This window comes from Corynebacterium sp. HMSC077D03, assembly GCF_001808545.1.
GTDB classification, from domain to species: Bacteria; Actinomycetota; Actinomycetes; order Mycobacteriales; family Mycobacteriaceae; genus Corynebacterium; species Corynebacterium simulans.
In genome coordinates this window covers 138,703-161,275 of record NZ_KV793706.1, presented here as the reverse complement: position 1 = coordinate 161,275, position 22,573 = coordinate 138,703, and the positions used below count along the sequence as shown (strand labels likewise).

The window sequence follows — 22,573 nt, the reverse complement described above, 5'->3', positions numbered from 1 at the left end:
CACAGATTCGGCCGTTTGGGAAAACAGACCCTAGTGTGTGGCCCGCGCGCTCGCGCAAACTAAGTGCTATGAGCAAGCAAGACACACATCAGCACAGCTATCCACCGATCAACACCCCGGGACACCTTTTGGCCAACCTGCCAGGAGTGCTCGGGTTCTATCCCACCGATTCCGTAGTCTTTCTAACCTTCGAGCCTTCCCCACACGGCATAGCGTTGGGTCCCGTCGCACGCGTGGACTTCGCAGACGCCAAGGCGGCGACGGAGGAAGTCTGGCAGGCAATTACCACCGACCGCACCGAGGGCGTCTTCGCCTTCTTTATCACCCAGCGCCCACCCAGTGAAGTCGACGCATTGGCCGAGTGGATGTACGGCTTGCACAAGCACAACGACGGCATGGACATCGACGCCGCCTGGCATACCCCGGAGATCATCACCGGCGGCAGCTATGAAATTCTCTTCGGCGCCGTCAACCACGAGGGCAAGGGGCCGATGAAGAATTGGCAGGAAGGAAAGATTCCACCGCTGACTTCTGCGCCCACCATGCACCACTGCGTGGATAAGGACCTTATCCCGGAGCTAACGCGCGAGGAGCTCTACGCCAAGCTCGCGCCGGGCAATAACCAGGTAGGAACGGTGTTGGGCCGCGAGATTGCAGAGCGCGCACGGGCCGCGGCACAGCAATTCCGCGAGGAGATCGAGCTCTACGAGGATGACCCAGAGTTAGCGCTCGAGGAGTTCCTGGATGATGCGTGGTGGCAGCTGCGCGCGGTGCAGGATTTACACGCCACGCTTGGCGACGTCGAGGCTCTCGAGACCGCTGCCACCTGGCTGGCCACCACGTGGTCGCGCGACCTGGTCATCGAGAAGCTCTGCGAGCGACCAGACAAAGCGGCCATCCTGATGCTGGCCACGGCGAAGACCTTCGAGGGGGTTATTCGGTATAACGCGCTGGTGCTTTATGCCATCGCACAGCTGCAGATGGAGCGCTACCAGCTGGCAGGGCCAGCGCTGAATATCCTGCTGGAGGAGGCCCCAGAGCATACCTTCGGCAATCTGGTCCACCGGCTTTACCGCAATGGCCTGGCAAGCCAGCTGACCGAAGCCCTGCGTCATTCCTCTGGGGTTGCGCGTTCCATGGCGCTGCAAGCCCGGGACGGCAAAGTGGCTTAGCGTTTGGCGGAATGGGCTTTATCGCCGAGCTGCTTGGTGAAGTTCCAGGCATCGGTGACGATGGTGCGCAGATCCGTGCGGGTGGGGTTCCAGCCCAGTTCGGCCTTGATCTTCGCGGAGGAAGCCACCAGGGTGGCTGGGTCGCCGGCGCGCCGGGGTGCAACCTCTGCCGGGATTTCGTGGCCGGTGACCTCGCGGCACATCTCGATGACCTGCTTGACGGAGTAGCCATCGCCGGAGCCCAGGTTATAGATGCGGTGGGTGCCCGGCTCGTTGCTTTCCAGCGCGAGCAGGTGTGCCTCGGCGAGGTCGCGGATGTGGATGTAATCGCGCACCGCGGTGCCATCGGTGGTGGGATAGTCATCGCCGAACATGAAGATCTTGTCGCGGTGGCCCAAAGCCACCTGCAGTACCAGTGGAATCAGGTGGGTCTCCACCTCGCGGTTTTCGCCGATGAGGCCGTAGGCGCCCGCAACGTTGAAGTAGCGCAACGAAGTGGCGGCCAGGCCATAAGCCTTGGCGAAGGAGGTGGTGATGTAGTCGATGGACAGCTTGGACGCGCCATAAGGGTTGGTGGGCTGGGTCGGCATGTCTTCGGTGATAGGCACCTGCTGCGGCTCGCCGTAGGTGGCGGCGGTAGAGGAGAAGACCAGGTTGTTGACACCGTGAGCGCGCATGGCGTTGAGCAGCTTCAGGGAGGTGACAACGTTGTGCTCCCAGTAATCGGCAGGGATTTCCACCGACTCGCCAACCAGCGAGCGGGCGGCGAAGTGGACGACGCCGTCGAAGCCGCCCTCGGAGAGCACCTCATCGGCAACGTCGGCGACGTCGCCTTCTACCAGGCGCGCGTTCGCCGGAACTGCCTCGCGGTTGCCGGTTGTGAAGTTATCGATGATGGTGACTTCGTGGCCTGCTTCCAGCAGTACCGCCGCGCAGACGGAACCGACGTAGCCTGCGCCGCCAGTGACGAGGAGTTTCATTTACTTCACCTCAATGCGGATTGCGTGTGCCAGATCGTCGAGCAGCTCAATCTTGGCACCTGATTCGGTGGTAAGGGTCACCGCACCGTTGGCGTTGACCACGGTGACGGGCGCGCCCACGACGACGCCGGCTGCGTTGATATCGCGGAACGTGGCGGAATCTACCTGCAGGATCTCGTTAATCTGCGTGATAGTAGCTTTGGTCTCTACGCCGTTGGGAAGGTCGATGGCGCGGGTGCCGCTCGGTGCCTCGCCAACCTCGATGCCTAATTGATCCAACGCCGGGATGGGGTTGCCGAAGGGGGAGTGGGTGGCGTCGGAAAGCACGGCGACAACGCGCTTTTCTACTTCCTCACTCATGACGTGCTCCCAGCGGCAGGCTTCGTCGTGGACCTTGTGAATGTCGAGCCCCAGGACGTCGGTAAGCAAAAGCTCCGCGAGGCGGTGCTTGCGCATCACGGCCGTGGCGAGCTCGCGGCCCTGGGCGGTGAGGTCGAGGCTGCGGTCGGTGCGCACGTGCAGCAGGCCATCGCGTTCCATGCGTGCAACGGTCTGAGATACCGTGGGCCCTGACTGCTCAAGGCGCTCGGCGATACGCGCGCGCAGGGGCGTGATGCCTTCTTCCTCAAGCTCGTAGATGGTACGCAGGTACATTTCAGTGGTATCAACTAGGTCCCTCACGTGGGCATACCTTTCTGCACGATGGTGAAAGGCGCCGTGAGCAAAAAGGCCGGAACGCACCTTTCGGTGCGGGCGACATGGCTCGCAGCGTCTTCGAACAATAACTAAACAATACCGCACTTTGCCGAGCCTGCTTCCGAAAGGGATAAACGCATCTCTTGCTTTCGGCGCGGTGTAGCTTCACATATTCTACCTATAAAAGATTGAAACCCTGTCAGCTACTGCCTATTAAAGGAGAAGTGGCTGACAGGGTGAAGAGAATTTCTCAGGAGAGGGCTAAAGATTAGAGTGCGTACTCACGCAGGCGGTCTGCACGGTTGCCGTCACGCAGCTTGGCCATGACCTCGCGCTCAATCTGGCGCACACGCTCACGGGAAAGGCCAAACTTGCGGCCAATCTGATCCAGGGTGCGCGGGACACCGTCGTCCAAGCCGTAGCGCAGGCGGATGACGTCCTGCTCGCGCTCCTCAAGGGTGTCGATGACACCGCGAATATCGGAGTGGCGCATGGCCGCCACAACGGCGGATTCTGCGTCGGTAGCTTCGGCGTCCTCGATGAAGTCACCCAGTGGTGCTTCCTCATCGGTGCCTACAGGCATGTCGAGGGAGACAGGATCGCGGGACTGACGCAGCAGCATCTCGATCTTGGATTCCTCGATGCCGGACTCTTCAGCCAGCTCCTCATTGGTGGCCTCGCGGCCCAGGGACTGGTACATCTCACGCTTGATGCGGGAGAGCTTGTTGACCTGCTCTACCAGGTGGACTGGCAGACGGATGGTGCGGGACTGGTCAGCCATGCCGCGGGTAATGGCCTGACGGATCCACCAGGTGGCGTAGGTGGAGAACTTAAAGCCCTTGGCGTAATCAAACTTCTCCATGGCGCGGATAAGGCCCAGGTTGCCTTCCTGGATGAGATCCAGAAGTGGCATGCCGCGGCCGGTGTAGCGTTTCGCAAGCGAAACGACCAAGCGCAGGTTTGCCTCCAGCAGGTGGGAGCGTGCCTTCTTGCCTTCCCGGACCAGAATTTTGAGATCACGCTTTTCGGCGCGGGTGACCTTTTCTGCATTCGCCAGCTTGTACTCGGCGTAGAGACCAACCTCGATGCGCTGGGCGAGTTCTACCTCATCTTCAGCGCTGAGCAGTGCGGTTTTGCCGATGCCGTTGAGATAAACACGGACCAAGTCGGCGGAAGGGTTGTCATTGGTCTGGTTGCGGCGTGAGCCGCGGTCTACCTCCGGCTCCTCTTCATTTGAATTGTTTCCAAGGTCAGCGGCCTTGGTGTGGGACTTTTCAGCCATCTCTAGCCTCCTGAGGTTGCGGCTTTGTACATGAGGTACAACGAAGTGCTTGCGCGTTTAGTTCCCCGGTTTAGAAAAATTTTTCAAAAGTAGTGCAGACATAAAGGAGGCCCTCCCCGCATACGGGGGAGGGCTCACTCATGGCATGGGCAGTTTGGCCTTGCAGTTGGCCTTTGGGGCCACTAGCTACGCACCTTTACCAAGTATCGGTAGATGGTCGGCTCGGAGACCCTGAGGCGCTCTGCCGCGGCGGCGATTCCGCCCTTCAAGAGGAAAAAGCCGCTATCTTCGAGGGCGCGAACGACCTCGATGCGCTCGTCGCGCTGCATGCGTCGGACAGGCACGGACTGGGTAGAAATCGCGGAGTCCAGCATGGAGTCCAACAGGTTCTCTACGTTGTCGCGCAGCGATTCGCTGACCGCTTCCTCTGGCTCTGGCTGTGGGGCCAGAGCAGTCACAGCAGCCTGGGCTGTGCGTGCTCCCGGGTAGCCGCCGAAGGCTTCGGCCTTGTCCGGTGCTTCCTCGGTGTTGCCGATGAGGAAGCTGGCGGCGTTGCGGATTGCTACGAGATCCGAGATGTCGACGTTGATGCACAGCATGCCGCGCATGTGGCCCGTCTCATCACGCAGGAAGTAGCTAGAGGAGTGGCAAATCTTGCCCTCCGTGTTGACGGCCCGGTAGCCGGTCATCATGGGGACGGCGGAGGCGTCGCCTTGTTTCATAAACCACAGGGCGAAATCAGTTACAGGACCGCCAATCTGGCGGCCGGAGATGTGGCCGTTCGCAATGGCGATGATTGACTGATCTGGGACATCGAGATCGTGCAGAACGATCTCAGTGTTTGGGCCCAAGGCCTGGCCTAGAAATTCGACGAGTGGTACGTACTGCCCGAGGAAATCTTGGTCTATGCCATGACTGTTGAGTTCATTCATCAGCTGAAGCATGTCCTTTAAGTTCCTGACACTTTAAGAAAGTTGGATAGATATTAACACGACAAAAAGCGGGTAAACACGAGCGGCCAAGCGCTGTGTTCACCCGCTCAAGGTGTGCCTTACGGCAGTATTAGCCGCAGACTGGGATAGGTGGGTGGATAGCCAGTGCAAGGCCACCCTGGGAGGTCTCGCGGTACTTGGCGTTCATATCCTTACCCGTCTTGTACATCGTCCAGATGACGTCATCGAGGCTGACGCATGGCTTGGACTCGCGCTCAAGGGCCATGCGGGCGCTGGTGATGGAGTCAATTGCAGCGACTGCGTTGCGCTCGATGCACGGAATCTGTACCTGGCCCAGAACCGGGTCACAGGTCAGGCCGAGCTTGTGCTCCATAGCGATTTCGGCTGCGATGCAGACCTGCTCTGGGGTAGCGCCCATGAGCTGAGCCAGACCGCCAGCGGCCATGGAACAGGCGACGCCGACCTCGCCCTGGCAACCAACCTCGGCACCCGAGATGGATGCATTCATCTTGTACAGCGAAGCAATCTGGTTGCAGGCGAAGATGTAGTCGGAGAACATCTCTTCGGTGACCGGCTCAACGAACTTGTCGTAGTAGGCGATGACTGCTGGGACGATGCCGCAAGCGCCGTTGGTAGGAGCGGTGACCACGCGGCCACATGAAGCGTTTTCCTCGGAGATGGAAAGCGCGAACATGTTGACCCAGTCGAGGATGTTGAGGCCGTCGTGCGGCTCATCCGTTTCCAGCAGGCGCTTCAAAGCAGCAGCACGGCGTGGGACGAGGAGCTGGCCCGGCAGCGGGCCGTCAGTTGATGAGCCACGCTCGATGCCGGTGTACATGACATCGCGGACCTTGCGCATGTGCTCCTTGACCTCTTCTTCGGTGGCGTGTGCCAGCTCGTTGGCCATGCCCAGCTCTGGAAGAGTCAGGTTGTGCTGCTCGCAGAGGGCGAGCATTTCCTGTGCACTTGCGTAGGCGTATGGAACCTTGACGTTGTCCTCGCCGCGCTTTGCAAAATCTTCCTGGGAGACAATGAAACCGCCGCCGATGGAGTAGTAGGTCTTGTGGAGCAACTCTTCATCACCGTTGAAGGCGATGAGGCACATGCCGTTCTCGTGCATCGGCAGGTACTCGTTGTGGAAGTAGAAGCCGCCTTCCTTCGGGAAATCGACCTCGCGGGTACCACCGAGCATGAGCTTTTCGGAGGTGCGAACGTTCTTCACGAATTCGTTGATGCCGTCGATGTCTACGGTCTCTGGCACCTCGCCGGCCAGGCCCAGGAGGATGGCCTTATCGGTGGAGTGACCGATGCCGGTCAGGGAGAGGGAGCCGTACACGTTGGCTTGAATGCGGGTGACGTGGTCGAAGATGTCCTTTTCTTTGAGCTCATCTACGAACGCCTTACCAGCCTTCATTGGGCCAAGCGTGTGTGAGCTTGAGGGGCCGATGCCGATCTTGAACATATCGAAAATGCTGATGAACATTGCTTTTCCTTGAATCTTCCGAGGGGGAGAGGGGGTCCGGGGGTTTCTAGTGTTTAGAAAGCCTGGACGATGGTGTAGAGGATGGTGGCGACAGCTACCAGGCCCATGAAGAAGACGAAGTAGTTGGAAGCCTGGCCCTTGAAACGCTGCAGTGCAGGAACCTTGTGGATTGCCCACATCGGGATGAGGAAGAGGATGAGTGCAATCGTCGGGCCACACAGGGTCTCAATCATGCCCAGGATGGATGGGTCTGCCCAAGCGGTCAGCCATGCGGTAACCAGCATGAAGATGAGGGCGATAGTGTCGAGCTTGCGAGCGGTTGCAGCGTCGTCCTTGTCGAGGTTCTTGTTGCCCTTGAGGATGAGGCCTTCGAAGCCTTCAGCAGCGCCGAGGTAGTGGCCGAGGAAGGACTTTGCAACAGCGACCATTGCGATAACCGGTGCAATCCACTGGATGATCGGGGTATCGAAGTGATTAGCCAGGTAGGACAGGATGGTGATGTTCTGGGCCTTTGCTTCTGCCATGTCAGCTGGGGACAGTGACAGGGCGCAGGAGAAGACGAAGAACATAACGACGACGACCATCAGGATTTCTGCGCGCAGCAGGGTGGTGCGTGCCTTGACCTCAGCGAACTTGCCGTAGGTTTCGCGGCGGTCAACTGCGAAGGAGGAAATCATCGGGGAGTGGTTGAAGGAGAAGACCATAACCGGAACCAGGAGCATCAGGGTGACGCCCAAGCTGTGGCCGGAAGCTTCACGGGCAACGTTCAGGTCGAAGGAATCGAACAGTGCGGTGTTCCACTTCGGGATGAGGTAGATGGACAGGAGGACCAGGACGGCGATGAATGGGTAGACCAGCCAGGACATGACGTGGACGATGACATCCTTGCCCATGCGGACGATGAGGATGAGGCCGCCGACGAGCAGCAGGGAGGTCAGCCAGCGGTCCGGCGGGGTGACACCGAGCTGGTGCTCCAGGAAGGAGTTAACCGTGTTGGTGATGGTCACGGAGTAGACCAAGAGGATGGGGTAGACGGACAGGAAGTACAGGATGTTCATGAACACGCCTGCCTTGATGCCGAAGTGCTCCTCGACGACGTCGGTCAGGTCACCGGATGGCTTGGAGCTGGAGAGAACCAGGCGAGCCAGGCCGCGGTGTGCCCAGTAAGTCATCGGCAGGGCAACAACCGTCATGATGATGAGCGGGATGATGCCGCCGATGCCGGCGTTGATTGGGAGGAACAGAACGCCTGCACCGATTGCGGTGCCGAAGAGGGAGAGCATCCAGGTTAGGTCGGAGTTGTTCCACTTCGGTGCGCCGGTGGTGCCGGCGAATGGGGATTCTGCAGGATCGAATCCTGCGGCTTGTTCAGCTTTGACTGCTTTTGAGGTTTTCATGTTCTCAGGCATGTTTGGTTCATTCTCCGGATGGTTAGCGGTGTCTTTCCGCAAGACTGAGTGAGACATTTTTTGGTCTCCTTGATGTCTCTAGTTGATCGACCGAAGCCTTAGAGCTTGGCGCAACTTTGCAAGTCTTGAGAATTTTCTCGCGGCTACAATTTTGCAACTGCAGTTGGACTTTTTAACTCTGTGTCCTGCAGCTTCAGCCCTTGTTGCTTCGCTGTGTCTTTATCATAAGCCTGCTTGGAGAAGATTTGATAATAAATTATCGCATTGCAAGTACGTTTTTTATCACTCTCTTAAAATTTGAGTTTTGCGCCAGATTGTGCTTTGTTCAACACTCTAAATTAAACGATGAACTACGTCACAGACTATAAGAAAAAGAGCAGGTAAAAGCACCTGCGCCGTTGGGGCATCTACTGCCCTTTGGTTTTAATTGATCCCTTTTAGGTTTCCACCAGAACGGTGAAAGGGCCTTGATTGACGGATGCGACTTCCATCATCGCGCCGAACTTTCCGGTCTCAACGTGGACGCCGCGTGCAAGAAGACTTGCAATGATTTTCTCAATCACAGGCTCTGCTGCATCGCCGGGCGCGGCATCAGACCAAGAGGGGCGGCGGCCCTTGGCGGTCTTGCCATAGAGCGTAAATTGGCTAACTACCAGTACGGGAGCGCCTGCTTCCTCGACGGATTTCTCGCCTTCGAGGATGCGTAGCTCGGCAATCTTGCGCGCCATCTTTTCTATCTTGGCTTCTAGCTCTGCAGTATTTACTGCAGTGTCTTCGCGCGATACTCCCACAAGGGCGAGGAGCCCGCCGGTTTCTGGGCAGTCGATAGCGCCTACGACCTCGCCCTCCACGGTCACTGAAGCGCTGGATACTCGGGTTAAAACTGCGCGCATTAGTCTTCCTCCTCAGCAGTAGCAGTTTGGCTGGCAGCGACCGCGCCTGCCTCGAGGTTGCAGAACGGGGCCAGCTCGGTGGGGATGATGAGGCCGTGGCGGATGAGGTCAACCATGGCCGGCAGTGCGGAGGCCACCAACTCCTCCTCATCGAAGCCCTGGGCTGCGGCATAGAGCTCGATGGTCTCGCCAAGGGAGAGCCCCGCTGGGTTTAAGCCGGCGACGATGGCCGCGATGTGCTTGTCGACGTCGTGGGACCAGCGTGGGCCCTCCGTGCGGGTAAGGCGCAGCGCGGCGGGGGCAAAGCCCATGCCCAACTCGGCGTCGGGAAGCTGCACGTCCTCGCGGGCCACGCCGGGGCGGACCTGGAAGTGCTTGGTCTCTAGCTCGCCCGGGACAAGACCTCGGAGCCAGGCCACGCGCGCGAAGTATTCCTCTACTTCTGGGCCCAGGGGATCGGTGAAAGGCTGTGGCATGTACTCGGCGAGGACGTCGGAAGGCTCGTCATCGTCGATGCGCTGGATGGCCACAAAACCAAAGCCGATGCCGGTGACGTCGTGCTCGTTAAAGTGCTCAAGCCAAAGCCGGGCACGCTCGCGGCCGAGGTCGCTGCGAACGTCCACTGACTCGTCCTTGAGCCAGGTGGAGACGTAGAGGGCAGGGTCGGCGACGTCGCGCTGGATTATCCAGGCGGCCACGCCCTTTTCCGGCAGCCAGGAGGCCACGCGCTGCTGCCAGGACTGCTCGCCTTGGTGGACCCATGCTCCCAAGATGTGTGCGCTGCCGCCTGGTGCGAGGTGCTCGACTGCCTGGGAGACCACGAGCTCGCTGGCGCCGTCCAGGTTAAGCCCGGAGTCGCGGTAGATGTGGCCGACTTCCGGCAGGCCCACCACGAAAGGCGGGTTGGCCACGATGCGATCGAAGCGGCGGCTGGCTACTGGTTCAAACCAGGAGCCCTGGAGCAGTTCGACCTTTTCTTCTGCCGCGGGGCCTGCGGCGGCCAGCGTGGCGCGCGCGAGGTCCAGAGCGCGGGAGTGTAGGTCGGTGGCCGTCACGTGGGCGGCGGTGGAAAGCTGGCCGAGCAGCTGCACGCCGGAGCCGGTGCCTAGGTCCAATGTGGTCTCCACCGGAGTAAGCGGCGTCGATTGCAAAAGCGAGAGGCTGGCCGCTCCCACGCCGAGCACGTGCTCGGAGCCCGGGACGTGGTCCACCAGGGAAGCATCCACGTCAGAGAAGACTAGGCGGTTGGTGCCGACGATGATGTGTGGACGGATGTCATAGGCAATGTAGGCATTGCCGGACTCGTCGAGTTGCGCGACGCCTGCATCCATGAGCTTGGTAGCAAGGCGGGCGCCGAGGACGTCGGAAAGCTGCGTCGGAGGCACGGCGTCGTGCAGGATAAACAGGCGGATGAGTGCGTCCAAGGTGGTATCACCCGCAGCGCCCAGGGCCACTGCGGCCGGCTCGCCGCGGTGAAGCGCCTCGGTGTATTCGGGGCCCAAGTGCCCGGCGATGCCGTCGGCGGTGAAACCGTGGGAGCTTAAGAACTCGCCAAGCTCCGCGGCGACGGCGGCGACGGGGAGCTCGGGATTGAAGTCAGGTCCAAATTTAGTCATCATCTTTTCTCCGTCTTTTCTCCAGCCTTATTTCTTTATCTGTTTATCTATGCCGATTATTGCGAGTCGTCGTCATGTTCGATGGTCTCGGCAGTCCGCTGCTCGATGCCCTCGCGCTTGGGCTGGGCTAGTTGTTCTGCCTGCATTTGCGCCATCTGGCGGGCAAGCGCCGGCTTATAGATGTTCTTTTCGCGCTTGTCCTTGCGCTGGCCCTGCGCGTTACCAATTACCACGGCGATCCACGGCAGCGGGAAGGTAACGGCGATAATTAAGGTGCCGGCGAGCCAGGCGTCGAAGAAGTACATGAGCGCGCCGCCTATGAGGAGGGAGGGCACGCGCAGAAACTGCAGGATGGAATAGATGACTTCGCGCCGATGCAACTGTTGGCCCGGGGAGAGCTGGGCGGTGGTGATGAGGTGGGCTTCGCGGCGTCGGAAAGGGCGCGCCCATCCGCGCCGCCCCGTTTGTGGGGTGCCGGAGGAATTTCGGCTTAACCTATCGCGCGAGTTCTTGGGGGACATGCGTACAAGGGTAGACGGGCGAGGTGCGAACTTCGACACCGATGCGGCATGATTGGTGGAGTGAGTACGACGACTAAGACGATTGAACGCCCCGACGTCCGCGAGGACACGTCCACTTCTGATGACACCCCGAAGTTCTTTCATTACGTAAAGAAAGACCAGATTTTGGACTCCGCAGTCAACGGTAAGTACGTCGTTGCGCTGTGTGGCGAGACCTTCCCCGTAACCAAGCAGGCAAAGCCCGGCTCCCCGGTATGCCCGGATTGTGAGCGCGTGTACAAGGGCCTGCGCCGCAAGTGAGCCGCCCGGTGAGTAATTCTGTGTCCCGCAACCCCAGAAGATTCGCCAACAACGGAAAGCTACGCGCCTGGCAGCAGGCCGCCCTCGACAAGTTCCTCGCCAAGAAGCCGCAGGACTTCATGGCCGTGGCAACGCCTGGCGCGGGTAAGACCACCTTCGCGCTGCGCATTGCCACGGAGCTGATGGAAGACCGCACGGTCGAGCGCGTCATCGTCGTGGTGCCTACTGAACACCTGAAGATTCAGTGGTCCCAGTCGGCCGCGCGCGTGGGCTTGGCGCTGGATCCGAACTTCTCGAATTCTTCTGCCGTGAACCCGGCGATGGATGGCATCGTGGTGACCTATGCCCAGGTGGGCATGCACCCGTTCAAGCACCGCGCGGTGGCTTCGGCGCGCCGTACGTTGGTGATCCTGGATGAGATTCACCACGCCGGTGACGCCAAGAGCTGGGGCGACGGCGTGCGCGAGGCTTATGACGATGTCGAGCATCGCTTGGCGCTTACCGGTACGCCTTTCCGTTCGGATGACTCGCAGATTCCTTTCGTGCGCTACGAGGAGGACGGTGAGGGTCACCTGGTCTCTCGCTCGGATTACGCCTATAACTATGGCGATGCGCTTCGCGACGGCGTCGTGCGCCCCGTTGTGTTTTTGTCTTACTCGGGCGAGGCGCGTTGGCGTGACTCCGCGGGTGAGGAATACGCCGCGCGTCTGGGCGATATCTTGAACCCTGAGCAGACAGCCCGTGCATGGAAGACGGCGCTGGACCCGAAGGGCGAGTGGATCCCGGCGGTGCTGCAGGCCGCACACACGCGCCTTATGCAGATGCGCCGCAACATGCCGGACGCCGGCGGCCTGGTGTTGGCTACCGATACGCAAACTGCGCGCGCCTACGCGAAGATTTTGAAGCAGCTTTCCTCGACCCCGGTCTCCGTGATTTTGTCCGATGACCCGGGCTCTTCGGACCGCATTGAGGAGTTTTCCAAGTCCACCGACGAGTGGATGGTGGCAGTGCGCATGGTGTCTGAGGGCGTCGACGTCCCGCGCCTAGCGGTGGGCGTTTACGCCACCTCGGCCTCGACTCCGCTGTTCTTCGCGCAGGCAATCGGCCGCTTCGTGCGATCGCGTATGCCCGGTGAGACCGCCTCGGTGTTCCTGCCTTCCGTGCCGGTGCTGCTGGGCCTGGCTGAGAACATGGAAAAGGAACGCAACCATGTCCTGGGTGAGGAAAAGAGCCCCGATAAAGAGGGCTGGGACGACGAGCTATTGGCGGAGGCCAATAGTAAGAAATCTGAGCCCGACATGCTCGAGCCCTCCTACGAGGCCCTCGGCGCTGAGGCGGAATTTTCCGGCCTGCTGTTTAACGGCTCGCAGTTCAACACCGGCGACATCACCGAAGACGTCGACGCGGACTTCCTGGGCATCCCCGGGCTTCTCGACGCCGACCAGGTCAAGGACCTGCTGCGCAAAAAGCAGTCGGAGGAACTCGACCGCCGCGAAGCAGAGGAGAAGGCGCGCCGGGCTGCTGAGGCCGCTGAGGAGCAGCGCCGCAAGCTCTACGGCATGCAGTACGCCCCGAAGCGCCGTGAGGAGCCAGCCACCAACCAAGAATCCACCGGCGTGGTGGATGAGATTGGCAACCTGCGCAAGGAGCTCAACACCGTTGTCTCCATTACCGCGCAGCGCACCGGCCGCCCCCACGGCGCCATTCACACCGAGGTCCGCAAGGCCTGCGGCGGCCCACCCACCGCGCTTTGCGACGCCGAGCAACTGCGCCAGCGTATCGAGTACCTGCGCAAGTGGTAGGTGACGCGACGCGGTGCACTCCTAGCGTGGAGCGCACCCAGCGTGGGTGACTTAGTCAAAAGCAATTACACGATTAAGGCTTGTGGGCTGTACTCAAGGAGGCCAAGCTTATGACCACCCCGAACGACCCGCACACCCCGGACAACAAGAAGGATTCCGACAGCACCGAAGGTGCGGTATACCCGGCCTATGCCGGTGGCGGGGTCGGTGAACCTCAAACCGAAAAGAAGAGCGTGATCGCTATTTGGGCTCTCGTTATCGGCATCATTGCGCTGGTGTCTTTGCTCCTGGTTGTCCCACCGCTGCTGCTGGGGCCGATTGGCATCATCGTCTCCATCGTCGCATTGCAAAAAGACAAGAAGCGACCAAAAGAGCTGCGCCGCGCCTGGATGTCCATCGCCGGCTTGATTACCTCAATTATCGCTTTAATCTTGTCCGTTGCTTTCTCGATTTACTTGTATACGCACATCGGTTGGACGATGACGCCTGACCCTGAGATGTGCACGACCATCGATGACCCAGCGCAAAAGCAAGCCTGCATGGAAGATACTTTGAATGGCGCTGCTCAAAACTAGGCTGCCAGTGATTTCACAGGTTCTGTTAGTAACGTGGCCGGAAGCGATTGCAAACGCATAAGCTATTTAACGCACATATTCGATAAAAGCACGCAATTAGGGCTGCCCCAAGGAGGCCAACCACATGACCACCCCGAACAACCCAGAGAACCCGAACAACCTGAACAACCCAGAGAACCCGGACAACGCAAAGAGCCCATTTAGCAGCGACAGCACCAGCAAGCTGCCCTCCTACGGTGAGGCAACCTCCAAGGCCAACGAGGAGCGCGCTCACGACGCATACGCCACGGACGCTAACGCAACCGCCGCTGGCACCGGCTACCCGGCCTACGCTGGTGCTGACAGCCAGCCGGCAAAGAAGAACGCCGTTGCTATCTGGGCGATGGTCATCGGCATCATCGCGCTGCTGTCCCTGCTGCTGATTGTTCCGCCGCTCCTGCTTGGCCCAATCGGCATCATCGTCTCCATCATCGCGCTGGTCGTTGGCGGCAAGCGCCCGAAGGAGCTGCGCCGCACCTGGATGTCCATCGTCGGCCTGGTTACTTCCATCCTGGCCCTCGCTGGCTCCATCGCCGTCATGGCCCTCGGCGTCGCGTTCCTCGGTGAGACCGGCGCCGACAAGTGCTTGGAGATGCAGGACCCTGCTCAGCAGCAGGCCTGCATGGAGGATAGCCTAGGCACCGCAGCACAGCAGTAGGGGAAATACCCACACATCGCACTAAGCAACCCCCACGAGCCCCGACCACATATGTGGTTGGAAGGCACGTGGGGGTTCTTAATGTCTCGTGGAAGTCGCTCTGTCACTTGGCGTCGGTAAGTGCGTTTCCGAGCGGAACTAGGAGAGGGGATTAACCCTGTTTCGATAATTATTGAACGGTGTTCAAGATGCTGGGCTACGATACCTGCATGGCAAAAACCTCGACTGTGCTGATGAGTATCAAGATGCGTGCAAGCCTTGAAGGTAGGCATATCTCGGGTGCAGAACGCATCGTAGAACCGCACCTTGTTCCTCGTGTGAGCTCAGAGCTTGCTACTCGTGCGTTGCGGCACGAAAAGGGCGTGCCGGATTCCATCAATATCGCTACGAGGGCGGTTGCAGCAAGCGACATTGCTCATGTCAGTGCCTTGAAGGTGAGTACACGGGATTGCGAGAACCCGGAGTCTGCACAAACAGCGATGATAGCCGTGCTCGCTAAGGGCAACCGAGTTTCCGAGAGCGCAGCCCGCCGAGGTATCGAGCTTCTGTACCGCACCCGCGATATGCGCGGTGCGAGCATCGTCTGTGCTGAAACCGGCGAGCGTCTAGACACTCATGGGCAACGTGGCGTTCGGGTGGGAACATTTGATTGGGCTGATTCCTTTTGCGCCGAGTCGAAGAACCATCGGGCTGATGCCGTTGCTTTAGCATCCAAGGCTCTTGCTGCGCCGGGCATTGTCGCGGAAGTCTGTATTTCCGATGACCCGAGCTACACCACGGGTTATATTGCGGTCGAAGGTTCCTATACGGCTTTGCACAACGTCAAGGCTGAAGGCGGGAAACAAGGTGGACGTGTCTTGTTCTATTCAGGCGCACTTAGTGCACTTCCGGCGACAGAGCAGTGGCTGCGTGAAAAGCCTGTCCTCGTGGAAGGTTCTTGGCAATGAGCCTGGAAGACTGGGCATGCAGTTCTAATGCTTCGTGGCGTGAGCGTGGTCTGGAAAGAACCGAAAGGGTCATTAGCGGTAGTCAAAGCCCGCGCACCGTGGTCGATGGGCGTGAAACGCTGCTTGCGGGATCGTCTGATTACCTGGGGCTCGGGGCGAATCGCGCGCTTGCCGACGCGGCCCACGAAGTAACGCTGCGCGCCGGGGTGGGGTCAGGAGGATCGCGACTGACTACGGGTACGAGTGACTATCATGTCGCGCTCGAGCGTGAACTGGCTGGGTTTGTCGGTGCGCCGGCAGCGCTCGTGTTCGGTTCGGGTTACCACGCCAACATGGGAGTAATCCCTGCGCTTGCTGCAGCTGCGCGAGATTGTGGCGAGAGACTTTCTATTTTCTCTGACGCTGATAATCATGCGAGCATCATCGACGGCATCCGGCTGGCCAAGTCGAGCTACCAAGGGGGCCGGTCATCTGTTTATCCGCACCTTGACGTGAAAACCTTAGAAGAGCAGCTTGCTGCCGATGCATCGGAGCGCCGATTGATTGTCAGTGACGGCGTATTTTCCATGTCCGGCGAGCTTGCGAATCTCCATGCGCTTCAGGAACTTGCTCAGGATTACAACGCCTGGTTGATGATCGATGACGCGCACGGGATCGGCACACTTGGCAGAAATGGACGCGGCGTTTGTGAGCATTTCAATTTGCCCTTGCCGGATATTTATATCGGTACCGCGAGCAAAGCCTTAGGTGTGGCGGGCGCTTTCGTCGCGGGCAGTGAGCCACTTATCGAGCTATGCCGCCAACGCTGCCGCAGCTATATCTTCTCAACGTCCATGCCGCCATCGCAGGCAGTCACCATCAGCGCGGCGTTAGCTCTTGTTCCTTCGCATGCGCCTCGGCTTGCCCGCGTCGTGCACAACCTTCGGCAGCGTCTGCGGGCGAACGGATGGAAAGTGGTGGACTCGCCCGCACCTATTATCGTCCTGCCAGTAGGCGCTGAGGACGCAGCTATGGAGCGTGCGGCACAGGCAGCTGAAAGGGGAGTAATTGTTTCTCCGATCCGCTATCCGTCGGTACCGCTCGGACAGGCTTTGCTAAGACTTACAGCTCATGCCGACTACTCCGAGGATGATATTGCGCTCATTGTCGATGCCGTAGGCCCCGCGCCTCAATAGTGTGACCGCGGCGCTCACCACAAAGTAACCATCACGATGAGCGCCGAAACCACAACGAGCGGCATCTCCCACATTCCGATGCGCTTGGCAGTCCAAGTCTGGCCATGGGCGGCGGTGAAGGGAATCCACCAGGCGCGAAGGGCTGCCACGATGAGCACGAGTTCCATGAGACCTGCCTGCCAGATGATGTGATGGCCGGAGGCGCTAAACCCGCTGGCGGTAAAGATGTTGAGGAACTGCGTGGTCAGCAGTGCTACGACTATGGCCGCGAAGGCAATGGCGCAGCCGGCGTGGAAGAGGACGGAGAACTGCGTAAAGCCTGGTGTCTTCCGCTCACGCACCATGGACTTCACCAGTGGGACCGTGCCGGAGAAATACAGCGCTAGGAAGGCGAAGCTGAGCCAGGCCCTGCTATCGATGTCGCTGAAACGGGTTGCATAAGTCGCCATCGTTATGACAGGCGCGAGGAGCGCTGAGGCAACCGTGGTGGCAATCCCGCTCGCCATGGAACGCGGCCGGCCATGGAAGGTCTCCCAGAGTGCGATGGTCATGAGGGGCATAAAGAACAGTGCCCAAACAATTAAGGCTGGCTGTAGGAAAAGTGAGGCTACCATTGCCAGGCAGGCGATTGGCCCATAAACATAAAGCGGCTTGGTGTAGCCGCGACGCCGCTGAGGTGTGCGGGCCTTGGCCACTAGGGACAGTGCAAAGAAACAGAAGTATCCGAAGAACCATGCAATGAGGATTGCGAATACGGTCAGCGCCGCACGCCAGCCTGGACTGGGCGAAGAGCTGAGCGTGGAGCCGAAGGAAGAAGCGGAAGCTGCGTTAGCGAAGTGGTGCAGCGCTGGCACGGTTACTGCCACGGCTGGTGCAATAAGCATCGCCCACGCACCATGTTGGTTGGGACGCCACGGAGTAATGCCGTGCTTTGGGGACACAGGAACCCTTTCGCAATATCAAACTTTTGGATGATAGAGCGAATATAGCACCATTGGCTGTGTGTGAATTTTATTGCCCGACTTTGATCTGGCGGTACACCTTGTTCGTTAGGGCCTTGCTGTGGAAACGGCGAAACAATCCGCCATTGCGATGACGCATGTTCTCGATGGCGAACGCTCTTGCTGCCTCGAGGAGCTCAGGCTCAGCTCGCATAATGTCTGCTAGCTTCCCAAGCGGGTAGTAAACACCGACAGTTTCAACAAGGTTGTACTCGTGGTGCATCAACACCACGGGGAAGGAACTATCGGTGTACTTCACTACGTCACTACTGTGTTGCTGAAAATCCAGCACGTCAGTGAACGTATTGATGTAGCCGAAACCGTCTTCGAACTCATTGCGAATGTGCTCGCCGCGGCGGTCTGGCTTCAACAGCACGAGGGATTCGATAACGCCAGTATTTAGCGCGCAGTAACGCGAGTTGGAGTTTGTCGATGGCAGGTCGCTCAACGTCCAGTACTTCAGTTCCGTCTCCGGTGCGAGAGGAACAATCTCGGTGAGAGCAAACGCCAAGTCAGTCAGTATGGCCTCAAAAGCTCTGCGGTTAGCGACCTTTTCGACCTTTGTACGGCGAAAACGCTGTGGAAGCTGAACAGCGCTGAAATCGAAGGAATCGCGGTTCCCGGTGCGTTGAATCCAGTGATGCTGTTCCTCGACACTGAACTCATAGTCAAGCGGCGCCGGAGTCTGCGACCCCAGGTTGAATGTTCGGTTGCGCAGCTCGTACCCCGCGTGGATTTGGGCTCTGATCGTCTCCTGCTCAAGCGGATCCAAGGGTTCTTCCCGTACCTGAGCGAATTGCACCGCCGCGATATCCGGCCATGCTGGATGATGCTTGGAGCCATGAGCATGAGTACGAAACCGCGTAGGCATGTGAATCGTTTTGCCCACATAACGTTCACCATTAGCGAACTCGATAATGTAAATCCCACGCTGACACGACCTTCCAAACAACGGTGCCAGCGAAGCCGCGGAATCAATCTCCCAGCGCTGAAAAGCTAAATTGATGGTCATAGAAAGCCTCTTTACGCGTAAATTCGGAAGCTGTTGTTACAGAGTTCTTCCTTAAATAATTCTATTGCCGATAGATCGGTTGACTGAATCGTCCCAGCGAAGTTAATCGCACGATCGCAGGCCCCGAACAGATTTGTCTGTCGGAGCTGATTCGGCAGGTCCTTGCGGGGCGTGGCGACGGCCGCACCGTCGAAGAAGCCGCCCCGCGCTCTCGGCACTCGGAGATGGCAGCCTGCCCGCTACGAAAGCTATGGAAAATTCTCGGACCTGACATCGCGATGCACTGCGCTGGGCTTAAGAAGTAGGTTCAGCTGGACTCACAGCATAAAGCGCTGCGTGAGCTGCCGATGCTATGGGGACTTCTACTCCAAGCGCAGCAAGCGTACCATCCCGCACCGTGCTTGCGCGACCACTCAGGTCTAGAGCCGTAAACGCAAAATCGTGGCCATGAATACGAAAATGTTGACGCCGGTCAAAAGCTGCTGTCGGTGCCCCCAGAGCTGCATAAACCATCGCGCCTGCGACCGGCCGGGCTTCTCCCGTCTCAGCAAGTGCTGCTGCGTGTGCAAGCACGTAAGACTGGATTTGATAGAGGTGCCCAGACTTGAGAGTGTATCCCGTGTTTGTGCGGTTGCTCGTTGCCATAGATGCGAACTTGGCGTCGACGATGACTTCGGTGCCATCTGGTGCAGTGAGCATGATGTCCGTGAGCATTCGCGGAAGTTGTGCTTGTGTCGGTGAATTGAGAGGCCAGTTCATATACCGGGCTCCACTCACTGTCCATCCCACGGGCGTGAGGTGGTAGCGGTAGATTCCGAGCAGCGCCCGCTCGAAGAGCGCACGCAAGTATGTTTCGGTGACCTCTGCACGGGCGAACGCGTGCGGACCCAGGCCGGAACGCGGAACAAAGAGATTGAGCAGCAACGAAGCTACGGCCGTGGGGTGGACATCGGCAGGGGAGAGTCGGCCGGTGGGTTCTGACGCCGACGAAACAAACGGCACCCCGACTGCTTCGAAAGAACGCGCCAAGCGACGACACCGTGTCGCCATCGCGGGATCCAGCTGTTGGATGAGCTTTTCTGCGTAACGCACGGCCCGAAGTAGGTAACGGTTGACGGGGTGGTCGCTGGTCAGCTCGTTAAACTCACACCGAATCTGTCCCTTGTCGAGCAGCCTGTGTCGCTGTGTGGCATAGACGTCGATCTTGCCGCGCACGCGGTGGAGGGTTGCGGCACGACGGCTGAATCCGACGCTGAGCTCACGGGTGAGACGACGCTCGACTGCCTCACACAGCATGGTGGTGAGCAAGACCGGCAACTCAGCATCTGCAGCATCGACCGCGGCGTCGGTGATGACCCCACGTCGGTATGCCTCAGAGGCATAAAGCTGCAGTAGCCACACACTGCACATGGGCACGTGCTTGCTGATGCTTCCCGGAGAATCGTCAGGCTCGAAGTTCACGGAGTGCATCCTCCAAAACGTCGGGCTGATCGTACCAGTATTCGCGCAGCAGCGGAGCTAGATCGGTGTCGATAATCGCGTCGAACCACTTGCGCGTCTCGTCTCCACTCAAAGGCTTCGACGACTTTCGTGGCGTCACGAAGCTATGGCCTACCCCGTAGTCGCTCCCCAGATTCACGTCGTTAGCAATACGGTCGTTGAGCGCCGCGAGCTTCATACCGATGGTCGCGAGTGTCTCGCGGTCGTATCCACATTCAGTAGAACAGAAATGGAGCCATCGTTCATTGAACTGTGGATGGAGGTCGACGAATGCGAAGCGTCGGCGCAGAGCCATGTCGACCATCGCGAGGGATCGGTCCGCCTGGTTCATCGTGCCAATTACGTAGAGATTTTCGGGGAGAAAGATTGGCTCGCTGTCTGGTGAGTAAATCGTCGTCAGTGCACTTTCGGCGTTGCGTTTGTCGGCTTCAAGGAGCGTGAGCATCTCGCCAAAAATCTGTGCCGGGTTTCCGCGGTTAATTTCCTCGATGATGATGAAGTGCTTACGGCCCTCGTCGTCACTGGCGGCTCTCACAGCCTTAAGGAATGGGCCCGGCTGGAGTTCGAGGTGGCCGTCACTGGCAGGGCGGAACCCTTCGATGAAGTCCTCATAAGAAGTTGATGGGTGGAACTGCACCGCAGTAATTGTCTCATCCGAGGAATCCTCGAGCATGGCGTAGGCGAGCTTGCGACCAAGCCACGTCTTGCCGGTTCCTGGTGGGCCTTGCAGAATGAGGTTCTTCTTCTCACGCCAGCGTCGGAGAATGGTTTCCAGCTGTTTTCGGTTGAGGAAACATCCAGCATCGAGAATATTTTGCACGGAGTATGTTTCTTGGGCGCCCTCCGCGATCTCCTCGGGTTCTGATTTGGCCGGAGTTTCCTCTTCAGTTTGAGCAAATTGGAATGCAGTGGCCGATAAACCAGCAAATGTCGGCGGATCGATGGTTGAATCCGCTAGCCAGTCGGAGACATCGGACAGCGCGGCGAGATAGGACGCGCCATCCGTGACGGTACCGATTATGTCGATCCCCATCCCATCTTCGGACTTGAGAAAGTCGGCGTTGCGTCGATCGAGCGCCATGAATGTTTCAGGGCGAATCCAGAACAACCCCATGGTGTATGCAACCTGCGAGCGGTCTTTGACCGCCGTGTCGTAAGCGTTGATGAAGTCACCACGGGAGTGCCCGTGCTTTTCGCGCGGGTTGAAGCGAAGCGCCGCCTCGAAGAGCTCCCAAATGTCGTCGTAGAAGGAAGTATTGCCGGGGTCGCTGTTTTTCGATTCAAAGCGCGCTGACAAGCTATTGCGCACGGGCAGTCCGTCCACGGAGGAGGGAACCTCGGCGCTGATATCGAACGCTTCCTTGAGCCCTCGATAGATAGCTTCCTTGTTGGACATCGTGAGTGAGCGGTTGATGAGGGCATAGACCGTGAACGGATCGATATCCGTGGCCTCCTCTTTACCGTTTTCAGTTGACCATTCCCACAGCATATTGAACAGCGATGGGCGCTCCGATAGCCGTGCAGCCTCGCGAAGTGTATCCAGCAGCGCTGTGCGATTATGACGATAAGGCAGAAGTCGCTCTGCGAATTCGCGATTGAAGCCAATCCAGTCGAGCGTGAACGACTCTGCTGGGGAGAAATCCTGCACGTTGAAGTCCGGGTCCCCAGAACCGTCGATGACCGACAAAAAGCGCTCGTGTGCGTTGTTCCTTTTCACCTGTGAGATCGTCAGCAAGCTGGTGATGGAGCGACGCAGATCGATTCCTAATTCATCGCGGCGGAATGGTTCGTCACTCCACTCGATCGGAACGCGAAGATGAGCCTCGACGTCAGGTTCGCTGCGGTCAATGGTGACAGGACCAGTGACCGTACCGTGGTACACCGCACCATGGACATGGTTGCTCGGCATAAGAACGATGTCGCCCACTTGGAGCTTCGTGCGGAAGCGGTAAAGTTGCCCTGCCTGGGTATTGATCTGGCCGCGCTTCCACTCGGGATAGGTGGCCCGCATGGCCTTTTTGATCTCGTCAAGGGTCTCGGCATTTTCTACCTCTTCGCTGTAGTACAAGCCCGGTAGACCGAGGTTTTCTTGAAGGGCACGCTTTTCACGTACGCCATCTTTGCCAGCGCGGAGAACCCAGACGTAATCATCGCTTGTTTCGGGCTCGTCGGAATCGTCATCAGACGAGGATTTTTCGATCGTCCCCTTCGCTTCGAGAACACGGTCACGCATCTTCACAAACTCTCGCTGTTGTTCGCGGCTCAGCGGATAGGGATTGTCCTTGAGCCATTGGATGCCTTCAGGCGTAATTTGCGTTACGGCGCGTTCAACATCGGCGAGTAACCCGGAGTGACGCAGCTCCCAAATGGCCCATCCAGCGCGATCTTCGTAGGCGAGCTTAGTTGCTAACTTGCGGTACGCCTCGTCTCCAAAATCCCTTTCGGAGACGAGGCGAACAGCCTCTTTGTACTCGCTGCGATGATGGGGCTTTCCATCCGCAGCGACCTCAAGTACGACCGGCAGCATGGACTTCCAGGTATAGATCTGCGAGCTCATCT

At 58.9% G+C, this 22,573-nt stretch carries 20 protein-coding genes; 7 read left to right on the top strand and 13 right to left on the bottom strand.

Going from position 1 to position 22,573, the window contains the following annotated elements; genetic code table 11:
* Positions 1-68 precede the first annotated feature (68 nt).
* A complete protein-coding gene (locus HMPREF2888_RS11205) occupies positions 69-1,172 on the top strand; it encodes a DUF4192 domain-containing protein (RefSeq protein WP_070518794.1) in 1,104 nt (367 codons plus the stop codon).
* Here HMPREF2888_RS11205 and galE read toward each other — a convergent pair.
* The 9 genes from galE to HMPREF2888_RS11160 all read right to left on the bottom strand — a co-directional run bounded on the left by galE (position 1,169) and on the right by HMPREF2888_RS11160 (position 11,005).
* Complete coding sequence (gene galE, locus HMPREF2888_RS11200) at positions 1,169-2,152, bottom strand: UDP-glucose 4-epimerase GalE (RefSeq protein WP_070518793.1); 984 nt, start codon at positions 2,150-2,152, stop codon at positions 1,169-1,171. The two genes, HMPREF2888_RS11205 and galE, sit on opposite strands and share 4 nt — an antisense overlap.
* Positions 2,153-2,833, bottom strand: a complete 681-nt coding sequence (locus HMPREF2888_RS11195; RefSeq protein ID WP_061922962.1) for a metal-dependent transcriptional regulator — start codon at positions 2,831-2,833, stop codon at positions 2,153-2,155.
* 283 nt (positions 2,834-3,116) lie between these two features.
* Entirely contained in the window at positions 3,117-4,130 is a 1,014-nt protein-coding gene (locus tag HMPREF2888_RS11190) for a sigma-70 family RNA polymerase sigma factor (RefSeq protein WP_061922959.1), read from the bottom strand.
* A gap of 182 nt (positions 4,131-4,312) precedes the next feature.
* Positions 4,313-5,062, bottom strand: a complete 750-nt coding sequence (locus tag HMPREF2888_RS11185) for a helix-turn-helix transcriptional regulator (protein WP_246815074.1) — start codon at positions 5,060-5,062, stop codon at positions 4,313-4,315.
* Positions 5,063-5,192: 130 nt separating this feature from the next.
* Positions 5,193-6,566: an L-serine ammonia-lyase gene (locus HMPREF2888_RS11180; RefSeq protein WP_070456496.1), complete on the bottom strand. Its 1,374-nt coding sequence runs from the start codon at positions 6,564-6,566 to the stop codon at positions 5,193-5,195.
* 53 nt (positions 6,567-6,619) lie between these two features.
* Entirely contained in the window at positions 6,620-7,975 is a 1,356-nt protein-coding gene (locus tag HMPREF2888_RS11175) for an SLC5/6 family protein (protein ID WP_070518864.1), read from the bottom strand.
* Between the two features lie 437 nt (positions 7,976-8,412).
* Positions 8,413-8,868 carry a D-aminoacyl-tRNA deacylase gene (dtd, locus tag HMPREF2888_RS11170; protein ID WP_070518791.1) on the bottom strand — a complete coding sequence of 152 codons (456 nt, stop codon included), beginning with the start codon at positions 8,866-8,868 and terminating at the stop codon, positions 8,413-8,415.
* The gene (locus HMPREF2888_RS11165) at positions 8,868-10,484 is read right to left on the bottom strand and encodes a DUF7782 domain-containing protein (protein ID WP_210386823.1); all 1,617 of its coding nucleotides are present in this window, start codon (positions 10,482-10,484) and stop codon (positions 8,868-8,870) included. The genes dtd and HMPREF2888_RS11165 overlap by 1 nt, the downstream gene beginning before the upstream one ends.
* Positions 10,485-10,540: 56 nt before the next feature.
* Positions 10,541-11,005, bottom strand: a complete 465-nt coding sequence (locus HMPREF2888_RS11160) for a DUF3099 domain-containing protein (RefSeq protein WP_083286121.1) — start codon at positions 11,003-11,005, stop codon at positions 10,541-10,543.
* A 48-nt stretch (positions 11,006-11,053) separates the two neighbouring features.
* On the opposite strand from HMPREF2888_RS11160, the gene HMPREF2888_RS11155 reads away from it, so the two are divergent.
* The 6 genes from HMPREF2888_RS11155 to HMPREF2888_RS11130 all read left to right on the top strand — a co-directional run bounded on the left by HMPREF2888_RS11155 (position 11,054) and on the right by HMPREF2888_RS11130 (position 16,501).
* Positions 11,054-11,305: a DUF3039 domain-containing protein gene (locus HMPREF2888_RS11155; RefSeq protein WP_049192065.1), complete on the top strand. Its 252-nt coding sequence runs from the start codon at positions 11,054-11,056 to the stop codon at positions 11,303-11,305.
* An 8-nt stretch (positions 11,306-11,313) separates the two neighbouring features.
* Complete coding sequence (locus tag HMPREF2888_RS11150) at positions 11,314-13,107, top strand: DEAD/DEAH box helicase (protein ID WP_246815073.1); 1,794 nt, start codon at positions 11,314-11,316, stop codon at positions 13,105-13,107.
* A gap of 110 nt (positions 13,108-13,217) precedes the next feature.
* Positions 13,218-13,682, top strand: a complete 465-nt coding sequence (locus tag HMPREF2888_RS11145; RefSeq protein ID WP_070518788.1) for a DUF4190 domain-containing protein — start codon at positions 13,218-13,220, stop codon at positions 13,680-13,682.
* Between the two features lie 124 nt (positions 13,683-13,806).
* A complete protein-coding gene (locus HMPREF2888_RS11140; RefSeq protein WP_062040395.1) occupies positions 13,807-14,379 on the top strand; it encodes a hypothetical protein in 573 nt (190 codons plus the stop codon).
* A gap of 209 nt (positions 14,380-14,588) precedes the next feature.
* Positions 14,589-15,326: a 6-carboxyhexanoate--CoA ligase gene (locus tag HMPREF2888_RS11135; protein ID WP_246815072.1), complete on the top strand. Its 738-nt coding sequence runs from the start codon at positions 14,589-14,591 to the stop codon at positions 15,324-15,326.
* Complete coding sequence (locus HMPREF2888_RS11130; protein ID WP_070518787.1) at positions 15,323-16,501, top strand: aminotransferase class I/II-fold pyridoxal phosphate-dependent enzyme; 1,179 nt, start codon at positions 15,323-15,325, stop codon at positions 16,499-16,501. Before HMPREF2888_RS11135 ends, HMPREF2888_RS11130 begins: the two co-directional genes overlap by 4 nt.
* A gap of 14 nt (positions 16,502-16,515) precedes the next feature.
* On the opposite strand, the gene HMPREF2888_RS11125 is transcribed toward HMPREF2888_RS11130, so the two are convergent.
* The 4 genes from HMPREF2888_RS11125 to HMPREF2888_RS11105 all read right to left on the bottom strand — a co-directional run bounded on the left by HMPREF2888_RS11125 (position 16,516) and on the right by HMPREF2888_RS11105 (position 22,571).
* Positions 16,516-17,442 carry a YwiC-like family protein gene (locus HMPREF2888_RS11125; RefSeq protein WP_070518786.1) on the bottom strand — a complete coding sequence of 309 codons (927 nt, stop codon included), beginning with the start codon at positions 17,440-17,442 and terminating at the stop codon, positions 16,516-16,518.
* Positions 17,443-17,512: 70 nt separating this feature from the next.
* Positions 17,513-18,514 carry a GIY-YIG nuclease family protein gene (locus HMPREF2888_RS11120; protein ID WP_070518785.1) on the bottom strand — a complete coding sequence of 334 codons (1,002 nt, stop codon included), beginning with the start codon at positions 18,512-18,514 and terminating at the stop codon, positions 17,513-17,515.
* 294 nt (positions 18,515-18,808) lie between these two features.
* Positions 18,809-19,975: a 5-methylcytosine restriction system specificity protein McrC gene (locus tag HMPREF2888_RS11110; protein ID WP_062040412.1), complete on the bottom strand. Its 1,167-nt coding sequence runs from the start codon at positions 19,973-19,975 to the stop codon at positions 18,809-18,811.
* Positions 19,959-22,571, bottom strand: a complete 2,613-nt coding sequence (locus HMPREF2888_RS11105) for an AAA family ATPase (protein WP_070518784.1) — start codon at positions 22,569-22,571, stop codon at positions 19,959-19,961. The genes HMPREF2888_RS11110 and HMPREF2888_RS11105 overlap by 17 nt, the downstream gene beginning before the upstream one ends.
* Positions 22,572-22,573 lie beyond the last annotated feature (2 nt).